Origin of the sequence: Streptomyces sp. WM6372 (assembly GCF_001279655.1) — a bacterium.
Classification (GTDB): domain Bacteria; phylum Actinomycetota; class Actinomycetes; order Streptomycetales; family Streptomycetaceae; genus Streptomyces.
Map to the genome: position 1 here is coordinate 1 of NZ_LGDB01000185.1, position 17,106 is coordinate 17,106.

The 17,106-nt window shown below is 71.4% G+C and carries 15 protein-coding genes, 1 tRNA gene and 1 pseudogene; 5 read left to right on the forward strand and 12 right to left on the reverse strand.

Features of this window, described 5'->3' with window-relative positions; genetic code table 11:
- A pseudogene (locus tag ADK52_RS18915) lies at nucleotides 1-649 on the forward strand (hypothetical protein); the annotation flags it as partial.
- Between the two features lie 78 nt (nucleotides 650-727).
- Here the strand turns inward: ADK52_RS18915 and hppD are convergent.
- Nucleotides 728-1,885, reverse strand: a complete 1,158-nt coding sequence (hppD, locus tag ADK52_RS18920) for a 4-hydroxyphenylpyruvate dioxygenase (protein WP_053691021.1) — start codon at nucleotides 1,883-1,885, stop codon at nucleotides 728-730.
- A gap of 130 nt (nucleotides 1,886-2,015) precedes the next feature.
- Here hppD and ADK52_RS18925 point away from each other — a divergent pair, with 130 nt between their 5' ends.
- The 3 genes from ADK52_RS18925 to ADK52_RS18935 all read left to right on the forward strand — a co-directional run bounded on the left by ADK52_RS18925 (nucleotide 2,016) and on the right by ADK52_RS18935 (nucleotide 4,771).
- Entirely contained in the window at nucleotides 2,016-2,486 is a 471-nt protein-coding gene (locus tag ADK52_RS18925; RefSeq protein ID WP_048476218.1) for an Lrp/AsnC family transcriptional regulator, read from the forward strand.
- 113 nt (nucleotides 2,487-2,599) lie between these two features.
- Nucleotides 2,600-3,199, forward strand: a complete 600-nt coding sequence (locus tag ADK52_RS18930) for an ArsR/SmtB family transcription factor (protein WP_053691022.1) — start codon at nucleotides 2,600-2,602, stop codon at nucleotides 3,197-3,199.
- Between the two features lie 201 nt (nucleotides 3,200-3,400).
- Entirely contained in the window at nucleotides 3,401-4,771 is a 1,371-nt protein-coding gene (locus ADK52_RS18935; RefSeq protein WP_053691023.1) for an MFS transporter, read from the forward strand.
- Here ADK52_RS18935 and ADK52_RS18940 read toward each other — a convergent pair.
- The 6 genes from ADK52_RS18940 to ADK52_RS18965 all read right to left on the reverse strand — a co-directional run bounded on the left by ADK52_RS18940 (nucleotide 4,701) and on the right by ADK52_RS18965 (nucleotide 11,010).
- Complete coding sequence (locus tag ADK52_RS18940; RefSeq protein ID WP_107090110.1) at nucleotides 4,701-5,498, reverse strand: PDZ domain-containing protein; 798 nt, start codon at nucleotides 5,496-5,498, stop codon at nucleotides 4,701-4,703. The genes ADK52_RS18935 and ADK52_RS18940 overlap by 71 nt on opposite strands.
- Before the next feature lie 91 nt (nucleotides 5,499-5,589).
- On the reverse strand, nucleotides 5,590-6,231 hold the full coding sequence (locus ADK52_RS18945) for an IclR family transcriptional regulator (RefSeq protein ID WP_008742627.1): 642 nt from the start codon (nucleotides 6,229-6,231) through the stop codon (nucleotides 5,590-5,592).
- Between the two features lie 500 nt (nucleotides 6,232-6,731).
- Nucleotides 6,732-8,516, reverse strand: a complete 1,785-nt coding sequence (locus ADK52_RS18950) for a DEAD/DEAH box helicase (protein WP_053691024.1) — start codon at nucleotides 8,514-8,516, stop codon at nucleotides 6,732-6,734.
- Nucleotides 8,517-8,633: 117 nt separating this feature from the next.
- The gene (locus ADK52_RS18955; protein WP_053691067.1) at nucleotides 8,634-9,005 is read right to left on the reverse strand and encodes a type II toxin-antitoxin system death-on-curing family toxin; all 372 of its coding nucleotides are present in this window, start codon (nucleotides 9,003-9,005) and stop codon (nucleotides 8,634-8,636) included.
- 206 nt (nucleotides 9,006-9,211) lie between these two features.
- A complete protein-coding gene (locus tag ADK52_RS18960; protein WP_053691068.1) occupies nucleotides 9,212-9,403 on the reverse strand; it encodes a hypothetical protein in 192 nt (63 codons plus the stop codon).
- A gap of 128 nt (nucleotides 9,404-9,531) precedes the next feature.
- Nucleotides 9,532-11,010, reverse strand: coding sequence for an MFS transporter (locus ADK52_RS18965; protein WP_053691025.1), 1,479 nt, complete (start codon nucleotides 11,008-11,010; stop codon nucleotides 9,532-9,534).
- 179 nt (nucleotides 11,011-11,189) lie between these two features.
- Here ADK52_RS18965 and ADK52_RS18970 point away from each other — a divergent pair.
- Nucleotides 11,190-11,261 (forward strand) — tRNA-Cys (locus ADK52_RS18970).
- Between the two features lie 60 nt (nucleotides 11,262-11,321).
- Here the strand turns inward: ADK52_RS18970 and ADK52_RS18975 are convergent.
- The 5 genes from ADK52_RS18975 to mycP all read right to left on the reverse strand — a co-directional run bounded on the left by ADK52_RS18975 (nucleotide 11,322) and on the right by mycP (nucleotide 17,088).
- The gene (locus ADK52_RS18975) at nucleotides 11,322-11,870 is read right to left on the reverse strand and encodes a hypothetical protein (RefSeq protein ID WP_159045980.1); all 549 of its coding nucleotides are present in this window, start codon (nucleotides 11,868-11,870) and stop codon (nucleotides 11,322-11,324) included.
- Nucleotides 11,870-14,182, reverse strand: a complete 2,313-nt coding sequence (locus tag ADK52_RS18980) for a hypothetical protein (protein WP_053691027.1) — start codon at nucleotides 14,180-14,182, stop codon at nucleotides 11,870-11,872. Before ADK52_RS18980 ends, ADK52_RS18975 begins: the two co-directional genes overlap by 1 nt.
- 10 nt (nucleotides 14,183-14,192) lie before the next feature.
- The gene (locus ADK52_RS18985) at nucleotides 14,193-14,621 is read right to left on the reverse strand and encodes a hypothetical protein (RefSeq protein ID WP_053691028.1); all 429 of its coding nucleotides are present in this window, start codon (nucleotides 14,619-14,621) and stop codon (nucleotides 14,193-14,195) included.
- Nucleotides 14,622-14,646: 25 nt separating this feature from the next.
- Nucleotides 14,647-15,789: a S8 family serine peptidase gene (locus ADK52_RS18990; RefSeq protein ID WP_234344014.1), complete on the reverse strand. Its 1,143-nt coding sequence runs from the start codon at nucleotides 15,787-15,789 to the stop codon at nucleotides 14,647-14,649.
- A gap of 123 nt (nucleotides 15,790-15,912) precedes the next feature.
- Nucleotides 15,913-17,088: a type VII secretion-associated serine protease mycosin gene (gene mycP / locus ADK52_RS18995; protein ID WP_053691030.1), complete on the reverse strand. Its 1,176-nt coding sequence runs from the start codon at nucleotides 17,086-17,088 to the stop codon at nucleotides 15,913-15,915.
- Nucleotides 17,089-17,106 lie beyond the last annotated feature (18 nt).

Genomic DNA, 17,106 nt, shown 5'->3' on the forward strand with positions numbered 1-17,106 from the left:
GGCGGGGCTGGGCCGGGGCGGGGAGGCGGTCCGGGACTACCGGATGGCGCTGGGCCGGGCGCAGGTGCCGAGGCTGGCGCTGGAGCTGGGCGAGCTGCTGGACGCGCTGGGGCGCGGGGACGAGGCGAAGGCGCCGTACGACGTGCTGCGTACGGCCGCTGCGCGGGGCGCGGCGGACGGGGTGAACGAGTCGGTGGTCCTGGGCCTGTTCGAGGCGGACCACGGGGATCCGGCGGCGGCCGTGCGGCGGCTGACGCAGGAGTGGTCGCGGCACAAGAGCATGGAGGTGGCGGACGCGCTGGCGTGGGCGCTGCACAAGACGGGTGACGACACGGCGGCGCTGGAGTACGCGAAGAAGTCGACGGACCGGGGGCTGCGGAGCGCGGAGTTCGCCTTCCACCGGGCGATGATCGAGCGGGGCCTGGGCGATGAGGCCGGGGCCCGGCGCCACTTGCAGGAGGCGCTGCGGACCAACCCGCGGTTCTCGCCGGTCCGGGTCGCGCAGGCGAAGGCGGCGCTCGCCTCGATCGGCCAGCCGCCGGCGGGCGGCCCGGAGAACATGCAGCCGGCCAAGCCGTGGGTGGCCCCGGACCTCCCGAAGGCGGCCAAGCCGAAGCCGTCGCCCAAGCCCGGCCCCGCCGGCACCTGAGCCGCATCCGGCCCCGCCGGCGTTCGAGGCGCCGGCCCGGGTTCCGGGGGCGGAGCCCCCGGAACCGGAATCCGCGGCCTACAGGTTGCCGCGCTTCTCCTGCTCGCGCTCGATGGCCTCGAAGAGCGCCTTGAAGTTGCCCTTGCCGAAGCCCATCGACCCGTGCCGCTCGATGATCTCGAAGAAGACCGTCGGACGGTCCTGCACCGGCTTGGTGAAGATCTGCAGCAGGTAGCCGTCCTCGTCGCGGTCGACGAGGATCTTCAGCTCGCGCAGGGTCTCCACCGGCACGCGGGTCTCGCCCGCCCACTCGCCGAGCGTGTCGTAGTACGAGTCCGGGGTGTCCAGGAAGGCCACGCCCGCCGCCCGCATCGACCGCACGGTCGCCACGATGTCGTTCGAGGCGAGCGCGATGTGCTGGACGCCGGCGCCGCCGTAGAACTCCAGGTACTCGTCGATCTGCGACTTCTTCTTCGCGATCGCCGGCTCGTTGATCGGGAACTTCACCTTCAGGGTGCCGTCCGCGACCACCTTCGACATCAGCGCCGAGTACTCGGTCGCGATGTCGTCGCCCACGAACTCCTTCATGTTCGTGAAGCCCATGACCTTGTTGTAGAACGCGACCCACTCGTTCATCCGGCCGAGCTCGACGTTGCCCACGCAGTGGTCGATGGCCTGGAAGGTGCGCTTGGCCGGGGCCGCGACCAGCGGGTCGACGGCGACGTAGCCCGGCAGGTAGGGGCCGGTGTAGTCCTTGCGCTCGACCAGCGTGTGGCGGGTCTGGCCGTACGTGGCGATGGCGGCGAGCACGACCGTGCCGTGCTCGTCCTTCACCTCGTACGGCTCGTCCAGGCCGCGCGCGCCGTGCTCGACGGCGTACGCGTACGCGGCCCGCGCGTCCGGGACCTCGATCGCGAGGTCGATCACGCCGTCGCCGTGGTCGGCGACGTGCTCGGCGAGGAAGCGGCCGCGGTCCGTCGTCGCTTTGATGACCGAGGTCAGGACGAAGCGCGCGCCGCCGTTGGTCAGGACGTAGCTGGCCGTCTCGCGGACGCCGTTCTCCGGTCCGGAGTAGGCGACGAGCTTCATGCCGAACGCGGTGGAGTAGTAGTGCGCGGCCTGCTTGGCGTTGCCCACGGCGAAGACGACCGCGTCCATGCCCTTGACCGGGAAGGGGTCCGCCTCACGCGCGGTGTGGGGGGTGGTGGTTTCGAGGTTCGCCAGAGACTCAGTCATGAGCGCAGAGTCCCGCCGATCCACAAGCTGCGCAATAGTTTCCTGTTTGCCTGTACAGGCTGCCCAGTCGAGGAGGAGGATTGCTGAAAGATCTGTGCAGTATGACCACCCCTGCGCCCGGGAGGTACCCATGGGGATCGACGAACTCGACGGCCGGCTGATCGTCCTGCTCGCGCGCGAGCCCCGGATCGGGGTCCTGGAGGCCTCGCGCCGGCTCGGCGTGGCCCGCGGCACCGTGCAGGCCCGGCTCGACCGGCTCCAGTCGAACGGGGTGATCCGCGGCTTCGGCCCCCAGGTGGACCCGGCGGCCCTCGGGTACCCGGTGACCGCGTTCGCGACACTGGAGATCAAACAGGGACAAGGGGCCGACGTACGGGCGCACTTGAACGGGGTGCCGGAGGTGCTGGAGCTGCACACCACCACCGGGCACGGGGACATGCTGTGCCGGCTCGTGGCCCGGTCCAACGCCGATCTGCAGCGGGTCATCGACCGGGTGGTCGGGTTCGAGGGGATCGTGCGCGCCTCGACGGCGATCGTCATGGAGAACCCGGTGCCGCTGCGGGTGATCCCCCTGGTGGAGCAGGCGGCGCAGGAGGGCTGAACCCCTCGCGGGATCCGGCGCGCGGCTCCGGGGCCACATCCGACGCGTGGATCCAAAGAACCTGTTGCAAATAAATCCTTGCATAGGAGTCTTTGCAACTCTACGGTGGGGCCATGCCCGACGAGCCGAACCTCGAAGAGCCGAACCCCGAAGCGCCCAAGCTCCGTACGCTCGACGCCCGCTCCCTGCGCGGCCTCGCCCACCCGCTGCGCATCCGCCTGCTGGCCACGCTGCGCCACGAGGGCCCGGCCACGGCGTCCCGACTGGGAGAGCGGCTCGGCGAGTCCAGCGGCTCCACCAGCTACCACCTGCGCCAGCTCGCCGCGCACGGCTTCGTCGAGGACGCGCCCGAGCAGGGGAAGGGACGCGAGCGCTGGTGGCGGGCCGCCCACGACGGCACCCGGTTCGACGAGCAGCTGGCGTACGACGAGGACCCGGCCACGCGCGGCGCGGCGGACCTCTTCCTGCACGAGATCGCGACGATCCACACGCAGGAGATGAGCACCTGGCTCGGTACGGCCCACGACTGGTCCCCGGAGTGGCGGCGCGGCGCGGACATCAGCGATTTCACGCTGCGCCTGAGCGCCGCGCAGAGCCACGAACTCATCCACAAGATCCACGAGTTGATCAACAGCTACCGCGACCTGCCTGCGTCGGAGGACACGCAGACGGTCCGCTTCCACACGCACGCGCTCCCGCGCGCAGGCGAATAGGCCGCGGTCCTGCCGCCCGGCCGCACCTGCCGGGCCTGCCGCACCCGCAGCCCCCGCCCGGCCCGCCGGGCCTGCGCACCCGCCGGGCCTGCGCACCCGCCGGTCCCCCGCCGCACCCACCGGGCCTCCGCGTCCGCCCGCTCTCCTCGTATCCGCCGCAGAAGGAGTCCTGCCGTGCACGCCTTAACCCCCGGACGCCGCATGAGCCGGCGGCCCTTCGCGGCCGTCCTGGCCGCCAACACCATCTCCATAGCCGGGAGTTCCGTCACCCTGATCGGCGTCCCGTGGTTCGTGCTCCAGACCACGGGCAGCGCCGGCCGGGCCGGGGTCGTCGCGTTCTGCGCCACCCTGCCCGTCGTCATCGCCGCGCTCATCGGCGGCCCCGTCATCGACCGGATGGGCCGCCGCCGGGTCTCGGCCGTCTCCGACCTCATCTGCGCCGTATCGGTCGGCGCGATCCCGCTGCTGCACTACGCGGGCGTGCTGGAGTTCTGGATGCTGTGCGCGCTGATGGCCGTCGGCGGCCTCGTCCACACGCCGGGCCTGACCGCCCGCGGCGTCCTGCTGCCGAACCTCGCCGAGCACGCCGGCACCCCCTTGACCCGGGCGGCGAGCCTGTACGACGCGGTCTCGCGCGGAGCCCGGATGATCGGGGCCGCGCTGGCCGGCGTACTGATCGCCGCCTTCGGGGCGGAGTCCGCCCTGCTGCTGGACGCGGCCAGCTTCGCGGTCTCGGCGCTGCTGGTCAGCGCCTTCCTGCGCGGGGTCCCGGCCGCCGAGCCGCAGCCGGTCACCGGGAAGATCTCCTTCGCCGGCTACCGGGCCGAACTGGTCGAGGGCTGGACCTTCCTGACCCGCGCCCCGCTGCTGCTGGGCATCACCGTGATGGTGATGATGACCAACGGCCTGGACCAGGGCTGGTCCGCCGTCCTGCTGCCTGTGCACGGCCGCGAGGCCCTCGGCGGCGCCACGGCGGTCGGCCTGCTCGTCTCCGTCTTCGGCGGCTTCGCGCTGCTGGGCGCCCTGCTCTACGGAGTGTGGGGGGAACGGTTCTCCCGCAGGGCGGTGTTCACGGCGGCCTTCCTGCTGTGCGGGGCTCCCCGGTACGCGGCCGCCGCCCTCACCGACACCCCGCTGCCGCTCGCGGTGACGATGGCGCTGTCCGGGCTGGGCGCGGGCATGCTCAACCCGATCCTGACCACCGTGCTCTACGAGCGGATCCCGGAGGAGCTGCGCAGCCGCGTCTCGGGCGTGACCACGGCGGGCTGCGAGCTGACCATGCCGCTGGGCGGGCTCGCGGCGGGCCTGCTGGTCGACGGGTTCGGGGCGACGCGGGCGCTGCTGCTGTTCGGCGGCACCTACCTGCTGGTCACGCTCTCGCCGCTGGTCTTCCCGGCCTGGCGGACGATGGAGCGCCCGGCGGGGACCGACCGGGACCCGGTCGGGCCGGAGCGGGGCGGGCCGCAGCCGGTCGTACCGGAGCCGGTCGATTCGGCGGAGCTCAGCAGGACGGGACCGGCTGCCCCCGGGTCAGCGCACGCAGCGCCTGCACCGCATCCGTCAGCGAAGTGACGGGGACCAGCCGGAGCCCCTCGGGGAGTTCGGACTGCGCGTCGGCGCACTCCGCCTCCGGTACGAGGAACACGCTCGCCCCGTCGCGCTGCGCGGCCTGGGTCTTCAGGGCCACGCCGCCGACGGCGCCGACCTTGCCGTCCGCGCTGATGGTGCCCGTACCGGCGATGGTGCGGCCGCCGGTGAGGTCGCCGCCGCTGCCGTCGCCGTCGAGCTTGTCGACGATGCCGAGGGAGAAGAGCAGGCCGGCGCTCGGGCCGCCCACGTCGGCGAGGTTCAGCTGGACCTTCACGTCCTTCGGGTCCTTGTGGAGGTAGCCGAGGGCGGCCTGGGTGGCCGTGGACTGCGACGCGGCCATTTGCTCCAGGTTGTGCGCCTCGATCTCCTTGTCGCTTCCGCCGGAGGGGTAGACCGCTTCCTTGGGCATGACCGCCCGGGTGCTGTCGAACCAGTCGTCGACGAGCTCGGGCAGGGTCACGGTGGCGGAGGGGCCGGTGGCCTGGATGGTGGTCATCCGGAGCTGGCCGGTGGTCTGCCGGGTCGGGGCGCCCGTCACGGAGATCACGGGCTTGCCGTCGCGGTCGCCGAGCACGTCGGCCGTGAGGCCCGGCTGGGCGATCACGAAGGGCAGCGGCGCGAAGGCGGCGACGGCGAACAGCCCGAGCACGGGCACGGCGCAGACGGCCAGGGCGGCGGGACGCGGCAGACGTGTGAGGCGAGAGAGCACCCGGCCAATGTATCGGGCGCCTCCGCCGCCCCCGCGCCCCACCGTGCGGGACGCGGCGGGACGGCCTTCGGCAGCCTTCGTCCCGTACGGCTCAGCGCAGGGCGTCGGCCACCTCGCGGGCGGCGTCCACGACGCGCGGGCCGACCCGCTCCGGCACGGCGTCGGCCAGCATCACGACTCCCACGCTGCCCTCCAGCCCCGTGATGCCCACGAGCGGGGCTGCCGCGCCGCTGGCGCCCGCTTCGAGCTCCCCGTGGGTCAGCGTGTACCCGGGCTCGATGAGCGTGCCCTGACGGGCAGCCAGAATGGCCCGCCCGGCGGCCCCCCGGTCCAGCGGGTGGCGGAAGCCGGCCCGGTAGGCCACGTGGTAGTCCGTCCAGGTGGGCTCGACGACGGCCACGGCGAGGGCCTCGGTGCCGTCGACGAGGGTCAGGTGCGCGGTGGCGCCTATGTCCTCGGCGAGGGACCGCAGCGCGGGCAAGGCCGCCTCGCGTACGAGCGGGTGCACCTGCCGCCCGAGCCGCAGCACGCCGAGCCCGACGCGGGCCCGGCCGCCGAGGTCGCGCCGGACCAGTGCGTGCTGTTCGAGGGTGGCCAGCAGGCGGTAGACCACCGTGCGGTTCACACCGAGGCGGTTGGAGAGCTCGGTGACGGTCAGACCGTGGTCGGTGTCGGCGAGCAGTTTGAGGACTCTGAGTCCCCGGTCCAGAGTCTGGGAGGTTTCCGCGGTCACGACGCCTCTCCCTCTCTCGGTGAGCGGCGGTGACTCTCGGGGTGGATACGGCGCCGGTCCCACGGCGACGCACGAGAGGCCGCCGGTAGCGGCCATGGCACCGGCTGCGCTCCCGCGGCGGCTCTGCCACGGGGCGTTCGATGCGGGGACATTAGCGAGCGGGTCCGCTCAGCGGAAGGGCTCGTCCAGAATCCGGGCGCCAACTACCCCTTTGTGCCGATTAACGATCGCCGCCGGAGTCGTTTCGTTACCTCGGCCGACCGGCGGGGCCTGTGCGATCGGCCGACACGGATCCCGGGTCCCGTACCCCGGGCGCGGCCGGAGCCGCCCCGGGCCCGGACACGGAACGTGACGGCGCCCCCGTACGAAACTCCGCCGGGCGCCCGCCCCTCAGTCCGTAGGAACGGTGGACGGAGGAACGGGAAGGGGTGGACGGACGAACGGGACCGGGACGGGGATGGGGACGGGGACGGGGATGGGGAACACGGACGGGAAGGGGGTCACCGCATCCGGGTGGCCCACTCCTGCACCTTCTTGATCCGCTCCCGCAGCTGCCCCGCCGTCGCCTCCGCGCTCGGCGGCCCGCCGCACACGCGCCGCAGCTCGGTGTGGATCACCCCGTGCGGCTTGCCGCTCTGGTGGACGTACGCGCCCACCATCGTGTTCAGCGACTTCCGCAGCTCCAGCAGTTCCTTGTGCGAGACCACCGGCCGCCGCTCGGCCGGCAGCTCCAGCAGGTCCGCATCGGCGTCCGGCTTGCGGCGGCTGTGCGCGATCTGCCGCGACTGCCGCTTCTGGAGCAGCATCTGCACCTGGTCCGGCTCCAGCAGCCCCGGGATGCCGAGGTAGTCCTGCTCCTCCTCGCTGCCCGGGTGCGCCTGCATGCCGAACTCGGCGCCGTCGTACAGCACCCGGTCGAAAACGGCGTCGGACTCCAGCGCCTCGAAGGACATCTGCTCGTCCTCGCCGGTGTCCTCGTCCTCCTGCCGGTTCGCCTCGTCCATCTCCTTCTCGGACTCGGCGTACGGGTCCTCCTCGCCCTTCTTCTTGGGCTTGTCGAGGACGTGGTCGCGTTCGACCTCCATCTCGTTGGCGAAGCCCAGGAGATAGGGAATGGTCGGGAGGAACACGGAGGCCGTCTCGCCGCGCCTGCGCGAACGCACGAAGCGGCCGACTGCCTGCGCGAAGAACAGCGGCGTCGAGATCGTCGTCGCGTACACGCCCACCGCGAGGCGCGGGACGTCGACGCCCTCGGACACCATGCGGACGGCGACCATCCAGCGGTCGTCGTTCCCGCTGAAGGTGTCGATGTTCTTCGAGGCGCCGGTGTCGTCGGAGAGAACGAGGGTGGCCTTGGTGCCGGTGATCTCGCGGATCAGCTTGGCGTAGGCGCGTGCCGAGTCCTGGTCGGAGGCGATGACGAGCCCGCCCGCGTCCGGGATGCCCTTGCGGACCTCGGTCAGGCGCTGGTCGGCGGCGCGCAGGACGTTCGGCATCCAGTCGCCGCGCGCGTCCAGTGCCGTGCGCCAGGCCTGGGAGATGGCGTCCTTGGTCATCGGCTCGCCGAGGCGGGCGGCGATCTCGTCGCCGGCCTTGGTCCGCCAGCGCATGTTGCCGCTGTAGGACAGGAAGATCACGGGGCGCACGACACCGTCGCCGAGGGCGTTCCCGTACCCGTAGGTGTAGTCGGCGGAAGAGCGCCGGATCCCGTCGTTCCCCTCCTCGTACGTGACGAAGGGGATGGGGTTGGTGTCGGACCGGAAGGGCGTACCGGTCAGCGCGAGCCGCCGGGTCGCCGGGTCGAAGGCCTCCAGGCAGGCCTCGCCCCAGGACTTCGAGTCACCGGCGTGGTGGATCTCGTCGAGGATGACGAGGGTCTTGCGCTGCTCGCAGCGGTTGCGGTGCAGCATCGGGCGTACGCCGACGCCCGCGTACGTCACGGCGACCCCGTGGTAGTCCTTGCTCAGCGGCCCGGCGGAGTACTCCGGGTCCAGCCGGATGCCTATCCGGGCGGCGGCCTCGGCCCACTGCTTCTTCAGGTGCTCGGTCGGCGCGACGACGGTCACCTGCTGCACGACGTGGTGGTGCAGCAGCCAGGACGCGAGCGTCAGCGCGAAGGTCGTCTTGCCCGCGCCGGGCGTCGCGACCGCGAGGAAGTCGCGGGGCTGGGTCTGGATGTACCGGTCCAGCGCACCCTGCTGCCATGCGCGCAGCTTGCTGGCGGTACCCCAGGGGGCACGGCCGGGGAAGGCGGGTGAGAGGTGGTGGGAGGCGGTAGTAGTCACGGTCTCCGGTTCGGGCTCTCGGCGGCGGTCGTACGTAGGACAACCGGGCCACCCTACCGGGGCCGGCCGGCCCCTCGGGGAGGGACAGGCCCGTGACCTCGGCGGGTGCGGCGAGCGTCACATCCGGCGCAACCGCCCGGCGATGCGGGCGACATCGGACTCGTGGCCGGCGGCGACGTCGATGACCAGGTCGTACGCGGTGTCCTGGTCGACGTCGGCGAGGTCGATGCCGTTCACGGCGAGGAAGGTCGCGGCGGCGAGCCAGGCCGTCCGCTTGTTCCCGTCGACGAGGGGGTGGTTGGTCGCGACCCCGTGCAGCAGGGCGGCGGCCTGCTCGTACGGGTCCGCGTACGCCGGGGTCCCGAACATGCGTGCCCGCGGCCGGTGGACGGCGGACTCCAGCAGCCCGGGGGCGCGCAGCTCGACGCCCTGCTCCCGGCAGGCGAGCCGGGCCAGGTCGAGCACCTCGGCGAGCGTCAGGTGCCGCACACCGCCGGAGCCGGAGCCGGCGTCGGCGTCGGGGCCGCTCGCGTTGCCGGAGCCTGTCGCGGTGCCGGAGCCGCTCGCGTTGCCGGTGCCATTCCCGGGGCCGGAGCCGCTCGCGTTGCCGGGGCCGGCGTCGGGGCCGGAACCGGCGTCGGGGCCGGGGCCGGAGCCGATCCCGGTGCCGGAGCCGATCCCGTTGCCGGGGCCGCTCACTGGCCGAGCCGCTTCAGCAGCGCGTCGTGCCGCTGCGCCAGGCGCGCGGCCTCGGCCCCGACCCGCGCCCGCTCGTCCCGCAGGTACCGCCGCACGGCCTCGCGCGCCACGTCCTCGGGGGCGCGCCCGCTCGCATCGGCAAGATCGGCGAGCTGGGCCCGGTCGCCACCGTCAAGCCGAATGATCAAGTTCTCCACCCCGGCAGAGTACGCACCGGCTCCCCCACGCCCCCACCGTGTTTTCGAGCCCGCAGGACCACCCCGCATCCAGCCCTGTCGGCGTTCGATGCCCGGGGCGCGGGCCGGAGCCCGGACGGTCATGCGGGAACGGCCACCGGCTCCGGCCTCTCCCCGTGCAGCCGGGTCGCCACCCACGCCCCCACCAGCGCCACGCACGCCATCGGCAGGAAGACCACGACGAACGCGGCCGGGTGCGAGGCCGGGCCCGCCCCCTCGGCGGCGACGGAGTGCACGGCCCCCACCGCTCCCCCGCCCAGCGCGGCGAACGCCGCGCCCCCCGCCGCCAGCAGCACCACGTTGGCCAGCGCGTCCGAGATCTGCAGCGCGGCGGAATTGGCCCCCGCCTCCTCCGGCGCCGACAGCTCCAGCAGCAGCACGCTCGTCGCGGCGATCACCAGCCCCATCCCCAGGCACCCCACCGCCCAGGCGGCCGCCACCGTCCACACCGGGACGGACTCGATCAGCACCGCCGGCGCGGCGGCGATGGCGAAGGCCACCAGCACCATCCCCACCACCATGAGCCGCTCCCGGTACGGCGCCATCCTCCCCTTCGACTGGATCCACGAGCCGCCCGCCCAGGTCAGCCCGCCCGCCGCCAGCGAGAACCCGGCCAGCGTCGGGCTCAGTCCCCGCTGGGTGACCAGCATCAGCGGCACGAAGCTCTCCGCCGAGATGAACGCCCCCGCCGCCACCCCGCGCAGCAGCACCACCGAAGGCAGCCCGCGCCGGGCCAGGTACGTACCGCGCGGCAGCAGCCCCCGTACCGCCGGCACCAGCAGCCACGCACCCGCGGCGGCCGGCAGCAGCGACAGCCACCGCAGGTCCTGCGCGGCGTACTGCAACAGCGCCGCCCCGACGGAGATCCCGAGCGCCAGCCGGATCCGCCGCCCGTCGAAGGCGGCGGGCGGCGCGTCCGGATCCACCGGCCCGGACGCGGTGCGCCGTATCGCCGGCAGGGCCACGACCAGCGGTACGACGACCAGCACGGGTATCCCGACGAACACCCAGCGCCAGCCGAGGTGCTCGGTCACGGCCCCCGAGGCCAGCGGCCCGACGATGGACGGCACCACCCAGCTCGCCGCGAAGGCGGCCATGATCGCGGCCCGCAGCCGCTCCGGGTAGGCCCGGCTCACCACGACGTACAGCGCGACGATGACGAGGCCGCCCCCGAACCCCTGCACGGCCCGCCCGATGACGAACACCCACATGGCCCCGGCGGTCCCGGCGAGGAGGAGCCCCGCGGCGAAGGCGGCGATCCCGACGGTCAGCGGCCGCAACGGCCCCTCCCGGTCGGCCCACTGCCCGGACAGGACCATCGCGAACAGGCTGGTGGTGAAGTACGCGGAAAAACCGAAGGCGTAGAGCCCGATCCCGTCCAGCTCCCGCGCGGCGACGGGCATGGCCGTCCCGACGGCGGTCGCCTCGAAGGCGATGAGGAAGATGACGGAGATGATCCCGATGCTGAGCACCCGGTACGCGGAACCCAGGATCCCGCCCTCCGACTCCGGCGGGACCGGCACATTGCGCTGCGACACACGGGCTCCAAGGGCACTCATCGCCCCAGAGTAAGCCCCTCTGCCGGGCTACGCCCCTGTCAATTGGACCCATCCCGCCGTGCTCCCCAAGACCTAGGACCACGTCATGTGTGAACGCAACATGCCAGTCCCATTGCACGCACGGCGCTCCCCTTCCCTCCCCGCACCCCCGCCCGTACGGTCGAACCCATCACCACCTCAGCCGTGTGCCCGAGTGGCCTAGGGACTCGCCTGCAAAGCGAGGCACGCGGGTTCAATTCCCGCCACGGCTTCTCCGAAGGCCGCTCAGGAGTGTTCTGAGCGGCCTTCTCTCTTCCGTCCCGCGGTGTCGGCTAGCTCGCGCACCGGGTCTGCTGCTTGCCCGCCTCGACGAACTTCGTCATGAGCCGGGTGAACAACGGGCGGGACCCGCCCTTCTCGACTTGGTCGGTGGATCCGCTGAGCGACAGCTCGACCTGAAAGGGCTCGTCGTTCCCCTTGCAGACGAGGAGTACCCGGGCCCCCGTGTTGTAGACGATGCCCTTGTCGCCCAACGGCAGCGGATCCGCGGCCGGCTTGATCAGCTCGCTGTTCCAGAAGAAGCTCTGCTCCAGCGGCTGGCGCGTTGCCGATGCCTGGAACCGATCTTTGCCGTCCACGTCGACACTGCACGTGGCACCCCGGCGCACCGCGGTCAGCTGCATGTCGGCCGGTCCCGACTCCTTCACCTGCTCGCCGTTGCCCACCAAGGGCCCCAGGTCGGATCGGGAGAACACTCCGAAGCAGGTGCGCTCGGGCAGCTTCGAGGCAGCCGTTTCGGTGTCCTCGGAGCAGCCGGTCAGTACGGCCAGGGCTATGGGGGCGGCAGCCGCCAGCACAAAGGCGGACCGATGGTTGGGCATCAGGAACCTCCGTTGGACGTCGCGACCTGGCCTCGGCCGACGGCATGGGCGTTCGCGGTCTCGGTCGACGCGACCCCGGCGAGGGCATCGATGGTCCGCTGGGTCATACCGGTTCCCTCGGCGGCCTTCCGGACCGACTGCGCTGCCGACAAACCGGCCTCCGTCTGGGCGTCCGTGTAGTCGATCACCGCCTTGTGGTCGATCTCGCCGATCTTCTCGGCCTTGTCCTTCGTCGCCCGCTCGACCACGCCTTCCGTGATGTCCTCCTGGAGCCACTCCACGACGTCCCCGGCCAAGGGGACCATCTCCAGGTACTTGCCGCCCGCCGCGCTGATGGCGCGGTTGACCCACTTGGCGTTGTCCTCGACGCCCTTTACGTACTCTTCCTTCGTGTGGGCGTTCTCGCCGAACGTGCCCTCGGCCCTGGCCTCGGACAGGATGCCCGCGATCTGACCGCCCGGGTGTACGGCACTCTTGATCGCCGCGTCGACATCTTCGTACTCACTGCGATGCGCGATGACGTCGTTGATGAGCGTGGTCGTGAAGGCCCGCTGGGAGGCGGTCATGGCGCCGTACGCATCCGGATCCTGGCCCACCGCTCCGATGAAGGCCGCCATGTCGGCCTTGTGGAACTCGGCCATCGCTCCGTTGGCCTTGATCATCCCGCTGCCGTTCTCCGCCGAGGCCTGGATGTCGGGCATGTACTCGGCGGCCATCTGGCCGAAGTGGCCCGACAGCCCCTTCAAGGGATCACTGCCGGCTTCGCCGGGCTTCCCTGTGACCAGTTCCGGCTTGTCGCCGATCTTCTCGACGACGCGCTCCATGACCGCCGTCATGTCCTTGGTGTGCGGGATGGACTTCGCGTCCTCGTCGCCCGGCACGCGGCCCGAGACGGCCGCTTCGAGGGCGTTGCCCAGTGCGTCCTGGGCCGGGCCCGCTTCGCCGTAGGGGTGGCTGGGCGTCCGGTCGAAGGCGTCGGCCCACGACTCCTTGTCGAGCATGTAGTCGACCATGCCACGGGCCTTGCCGTGCTGGCCGGACACGGCCTTGTCGGCCGTCGTGACGATGCCGTCGCCGTTGCTGTCCTGGCGGACCGGCTCGTTGAAGAACGCCGTCGCCGCGTCCGGGTTGTGGGACATCGCGTCCATCAGACCCGTCAGCGGGTAGAAGCCCCGGCTGCCGTCCTTGCCCTGGCTGAGCACCGTCTTCGGGTCGTACGGAGAGCCGTGCTCCCAGGCCTTCGGGTTCTCGCGGTCGAACGCGACCATGTCCCGCCCGACCGAGGTCAGGAAGTCCTTGTCGTACTTGCCCTCGTGGAGCAGCGCGCCCAGCGCCTGGTAACCGTAGATCTTGCTGGTCAGATCGCCGGTGACCTGCATCTCCTTGCGACCGGCCTTCATCAGGCCGGTCGTCCACGCCGCATCCAGGTGGTTCGGCGAGCTCTTCTGCGTGGCGAGTCCCAGCATCGCGCCCATGTCGTCCTGGATGTTGCCGACCATCGCCAGGCGGTCCTTGCCCGCCTCGCCCAGGGTCGACGCGTCGATGGACAGCTTCGCGTACGCCTCGAGCGTGCCGTCGGGGCCGAGCTTGCGGTAGAAGTCCGGCGCGAACTCGGCGTCGTTGCGGTTGTCGTCGAGCAGGTCCTCCAGCTCGCGCAGCTGCTCGGGGTGGCGGGCCACGCCGCCCTGCTCCTTGCTGAGCTTCTTCATCAGCTCGGCCGCCCGGTCGGCCTGTTCGCCGTCCAGGGTGGTGTACTTCGGCGCGGTGAAGTCGTGGTCGTCGGAGACGTTCGCGCGCAGCGCGCGGGCCAGGGAGTCGTCGGCGTCCGCGCAGTCCTCGACGAGCCGGTCCACCCTCGCCTGCCAGGCTTTGCGGTTCTCCTCCTGCTTGCGCTTGAACTCGGGGTAGTCCGGGTCGTGCCGGGCCGCGAACTCGGTCTTCGGGTCCATCGGGACGGCCGAGACCTTGCCGGCCGCGTCCACCCGGAAACCGGCGGCCGGGGCCTCCTCGTCGGCGGCCTTCTTGAGCGCGTCCCGGGCCGTCTTGATGGTGGTGTGGCCGTCGCTGAGGAGCTGGTGGACGCCCTTGGCCTCCTTGGCCGCGTCCTCGAACTCCTTGGCCGTCTTGTCGACGAACGCCCGCCCGACTCCCGCGGTGACCCCGCTCCACTCGGCCTTGTCGGCCTTGGCCTTCATGCCGTTGCGAGCTGCCTCGGCCATCTCGTCCAGCTTGTCGGACATGGCCTTCCAGTCCGTGGCCGCCGTCTGGAGTTTGTCCAGGGGCGCGTTCATCACGTTCTCGTACGTCAGCATGGGGCGCCGCCTACTTCAGGTACTTGTCGATCGCGGACGTGGTGAAGTCGGCGTGCAACTGCTCCTCGTCCTTGGCGTGGGAGGAGAGCGAGTAGTCGAGCCCGTTGGAGATGTTCGCGCAGGCGGCCACGAGGGTCTTCACCTGGCTCTCCCACATGGTGTTGACCTTCAGCAGCGCCGCCCCGCTGACGAAGGCCTCCTTCGTGAGCGCTCCGGCGGCCTCGCCGGTGGCGGTGGCGGCGTGCTTGCCGTCCGTCTGGAGCCGCGAGTGCAGCTTGTACGCCTCGGTGCCGATGGCTCCGATGTGGTCCTGGTTGAGCTCCAGGTCTCCACTGCCGCCACCGCTGCCGCCGGGGTCGACGGGTACGTGGTTGAGCCGCATGGAGACGTTGGCGGCGGCCGTGGCGCGCGCGGCGGACCATTCCTCGTCGAACGACATCGCGTGCTTTTCTCCTTGTGTCACATCACCGTCTAACACGCTGATGTGCGCGTGTGGTTACGGCTCCCGCAGCGAGCAGGCAGGCTCCCATCCCGAGGACGGCCCAGGGAAGTAGCCTGTTGCCGGTTGTCCGGTTCTGTACGTGGGATGCGGCTGCCGGGGCCGGTACGGGTTTGGGCTGGCCCGGGGCTGGGGATGATATCCCGTCCGCCGAGGCGAGGTCGGGGAGCGGGTAGACGTCCGCGGGGCCGGGGTCGCCGGGGGTGGTCAGCGCGATGACGGGGTGGACGACTCCGTAGCCGAGGCGGTCGTTGCGCTCGATGCCGTGGACGGGGTCCGGCTTCTCGGCCGTGTCCAGCAGGACGCGGAGCACCTGGTTGTTGGTCCAGTCGGGGTGCGCGGACCAGAGCAGGGCGGCGGAGGCGGAGGCGAGGGCGGCGGCTTCGCTGGTGCCGTGGTTGACGCAGAGACCGGAGTCGGGCGCCCAGGAGTCGCCGGAGTCAAGGGAGTCAGGGGAATCAGGCGACTCAGGGGGCTCAGGGGACTCAGGGGAATCGCTGGCGCATCCGGTGGCGATGTCGACGCCGGGGGCTGACAGGTCCACCTGAGGGCCGTGCTGGGACTCCTTGGTCGCCACACCGTCCGGGCCGACGGCGGAGACGCCGACGACTCCGGGTGAGCCGGAGGGGTACATGACCTCGTTGGGCCCCTCTCCGTCATTGCCGACGGAGGAGAAGACGAGCTTGCCTCTGTCCAGGGCGTACCGGACGGCGGCGTCGAGTTCCGGGCTCCTGCCCGGCCCGCCGAAGGAAATGTTCAGGACCTTGGCCTCCGAGTCCGCCGCGAAGCGGATCGCCTCGGCGATCGACTGATGGAGTCGGAGGTTCCCGCCACCTTCGGAGACGCGGAGGGGAAGAATCTTGGCGCCCGGGGCCAAGCCGAACGCTCCCCCGCCGGACGGGCGCTTGCCCGTACCGGCGATCAGGGCGGCGATCCCGGTGCCGTGGTCGCCGTAGTCGGTACGTTCGTCGCCCTCGTAGCCGTGGGAGAAGTCCTTGCCCTGGACCACTTGGCCGTCGAGCTCGGGGATCCGGCCGACGCCGGTGTCGATGACGGCGACGATGACGCCTTGGCCGGTACTGACCTTCCAGATGTCGTCGGCTTGCATGGCACCGAGATGCCACTGCTCTGGCCGAGCGGTGTGGGCGTGAACGGCCGGGGCCGCAGCGACCCCGGCCAGCAGGAGGCCGGCCAGGGCCGAGGTCGTCCGACGCAGCCGCACAGACCGCCGTCAGGCGTTCCTGCGCCGCACGACGACGGCCGTCACGGCTCCGCCGATCAGGACGCAGGCCCCCAGCCCGAGCCCGATCCAGGGGAGGCTGCTGCCCCCGTCCTTCTCGGCTTCGGCCTGGGGAGCAGCGGATTCCGGCTTCTTGCCGTCAGCTGACGGGGCGGGGGAATTCTTCCCATCCGCAGCCGCCAGATCGGGGAGCGGGTAGACATCCGCCGGACCGGGGTCACCGGGCGTGGGCACGGCGATCCGGGGCCGGACGATGCCGTAGCCGATGTAGTCGTTGCGCTGAGCGCCGTCCGTCGGCTTGCCGGCGGTGTTCAGGAGGACCCGGAGGACCTGGTTGTTGGTCCAGTCGGGGTGCGCGGACCAGAGGAGGGCGGCGGAGGCGGAGGCGAGGGCGGACGCGTCACTGGTTCCGTGGCTCGTGCACAGGCCCGTCTTTCCCTTGCATGCCGTGACGATGTCGATGCCCGGGGCCGCCATGTCCACATGAGGACCGTGCGACGACTCCTTGGTGGGCTCACCCTTGGCATCCACCGCCGCGACCCCGACAACGCCGGGTGTCGCGGCGGGGTATGCCACAGGGTTGAGCCGCCCTTCACCGCTATTTCCGACAGCCGCAAAGATCAGCTTGCCTTTTGAGAGGGCATACTTCACGGCCTCAGCCCGCCCTCGGTCATCCTCTGGTTTGGTAGGCAGACCCAGGGACATGTTGATGATCTTGGCGTCGGAGTCCGCAGCGTAGCGGATGGCGGCCGCCCAGGAAGGGGTGGCTTCATTCATCTCGTGGGGCACGCGGATCGGAAGAATCTTGGCGCCAGGGGCAAGCCCGTAAGCTCCGTCACCCGTCGGGTGCTTTCCCGTGCCAGCAATCACGGCCGCCATCTCAGTGCCGTGACCGTCGTAGTCGGTGCGCTCATCACCGGCGAGATCATCCGGAGCGAGGTCTTTCCCAGGGACTAGCTGGCCTTCCAGCTCGGGAAGGACTTCGACTCCACTGTCAATGACGGCGACAGTGACGCCCTTGCCCGTGCTGGTCTTCCAAAGATCATCCGCCTTCATGGTGTCGAGATGCCATTGCTGCGAGCGAATGGTCTCCGCGTGGGCCGGGGTCGCGGCTACCCCGGCCAACAGCAGGCCGACGAGGGCCGAGGTCGCCTTGCGCATGTGCATCCCGTGCAACGTCCGTTC

What these genes read in the sequence shown, in the direction of transcription:
- hppD (WP_053691021.1), bottom strand. Translation starts at nt 1,885, where the DNA reads ATGACTGAGTCTCTGGCGAACCTCGAAACCACCACCCCCCACACCGCG.
- ADK52_RS18925 (WP_048476218.1), top strand. Translation starts at nt 2,016, where the DNA reads ATGGGGATCGACGAACTCGACGGCCGGCTGATCGTCCTGCTCGCGCGC.
- ADK52_RS18930 (WP_053691022.1), top strand. Translation starts at nt 2,600, where the DNA reads ATGCCCGACGAGCCGAACCTCGAAGAGCCGAACCCCGAAGCGCCCAAG.
- ADK52_RS18935 (WP_053691023.1), top strand. Translation starts at nt 3,401, where the DNA reads ATGAGCCGGCGGCCCTTCGCGGCCGTCCTGGCCGCCAACACCATCTCC.
- ADK52_RS18965 (WP_053691025.1), bottom strand. Translation starts at nt 11,010, where the DNA reads ATGAGTGCCCTTGGAGCCCGTGTGTCGCAGCGCAATGTGCCGGTCCCG.
- ADK52_RS18975 (WP_159045980.1), bottom strand. Translation starts at nt 11,870, where the DNA reads ATGCCCAACCATCGGTCCGCCTTTGTGCTGGCGGCTGCCGCCCCCATA.
- ADK52_RS18980 (WP_053691027.1), bottom strand. Translation starts at nt 14,182, where the DNA reads ATGCTGACGTACGAGAACGTGATGAACGCGCCCCTGGACAAACTCCAG.
- ADK52_RS18985 (WP_053691028.1), bottom strand. Translation starts at nt 14,621, where the DNA reads ATGTCGTTCGACGAGGAATGGTCCGCCGCGCGCGCCACGGCCGCCGCC.
- ADK52_RS18990 (WP_234344014.1), bottom strand. Translation starts at nt 15,789, where the DNA reads ATGCAAGCCGACGACATCTGGAAGGTCAGTACCGGCCAAGGCGTCATC.
- mycP (WP_053691030.1), bottom strand. Translation starts at nt 17,088, where the DNA reads ATGCACATGCGCAAGGCGACCTCGGCCCTCGTCGGCCTGCTGTTGGCC.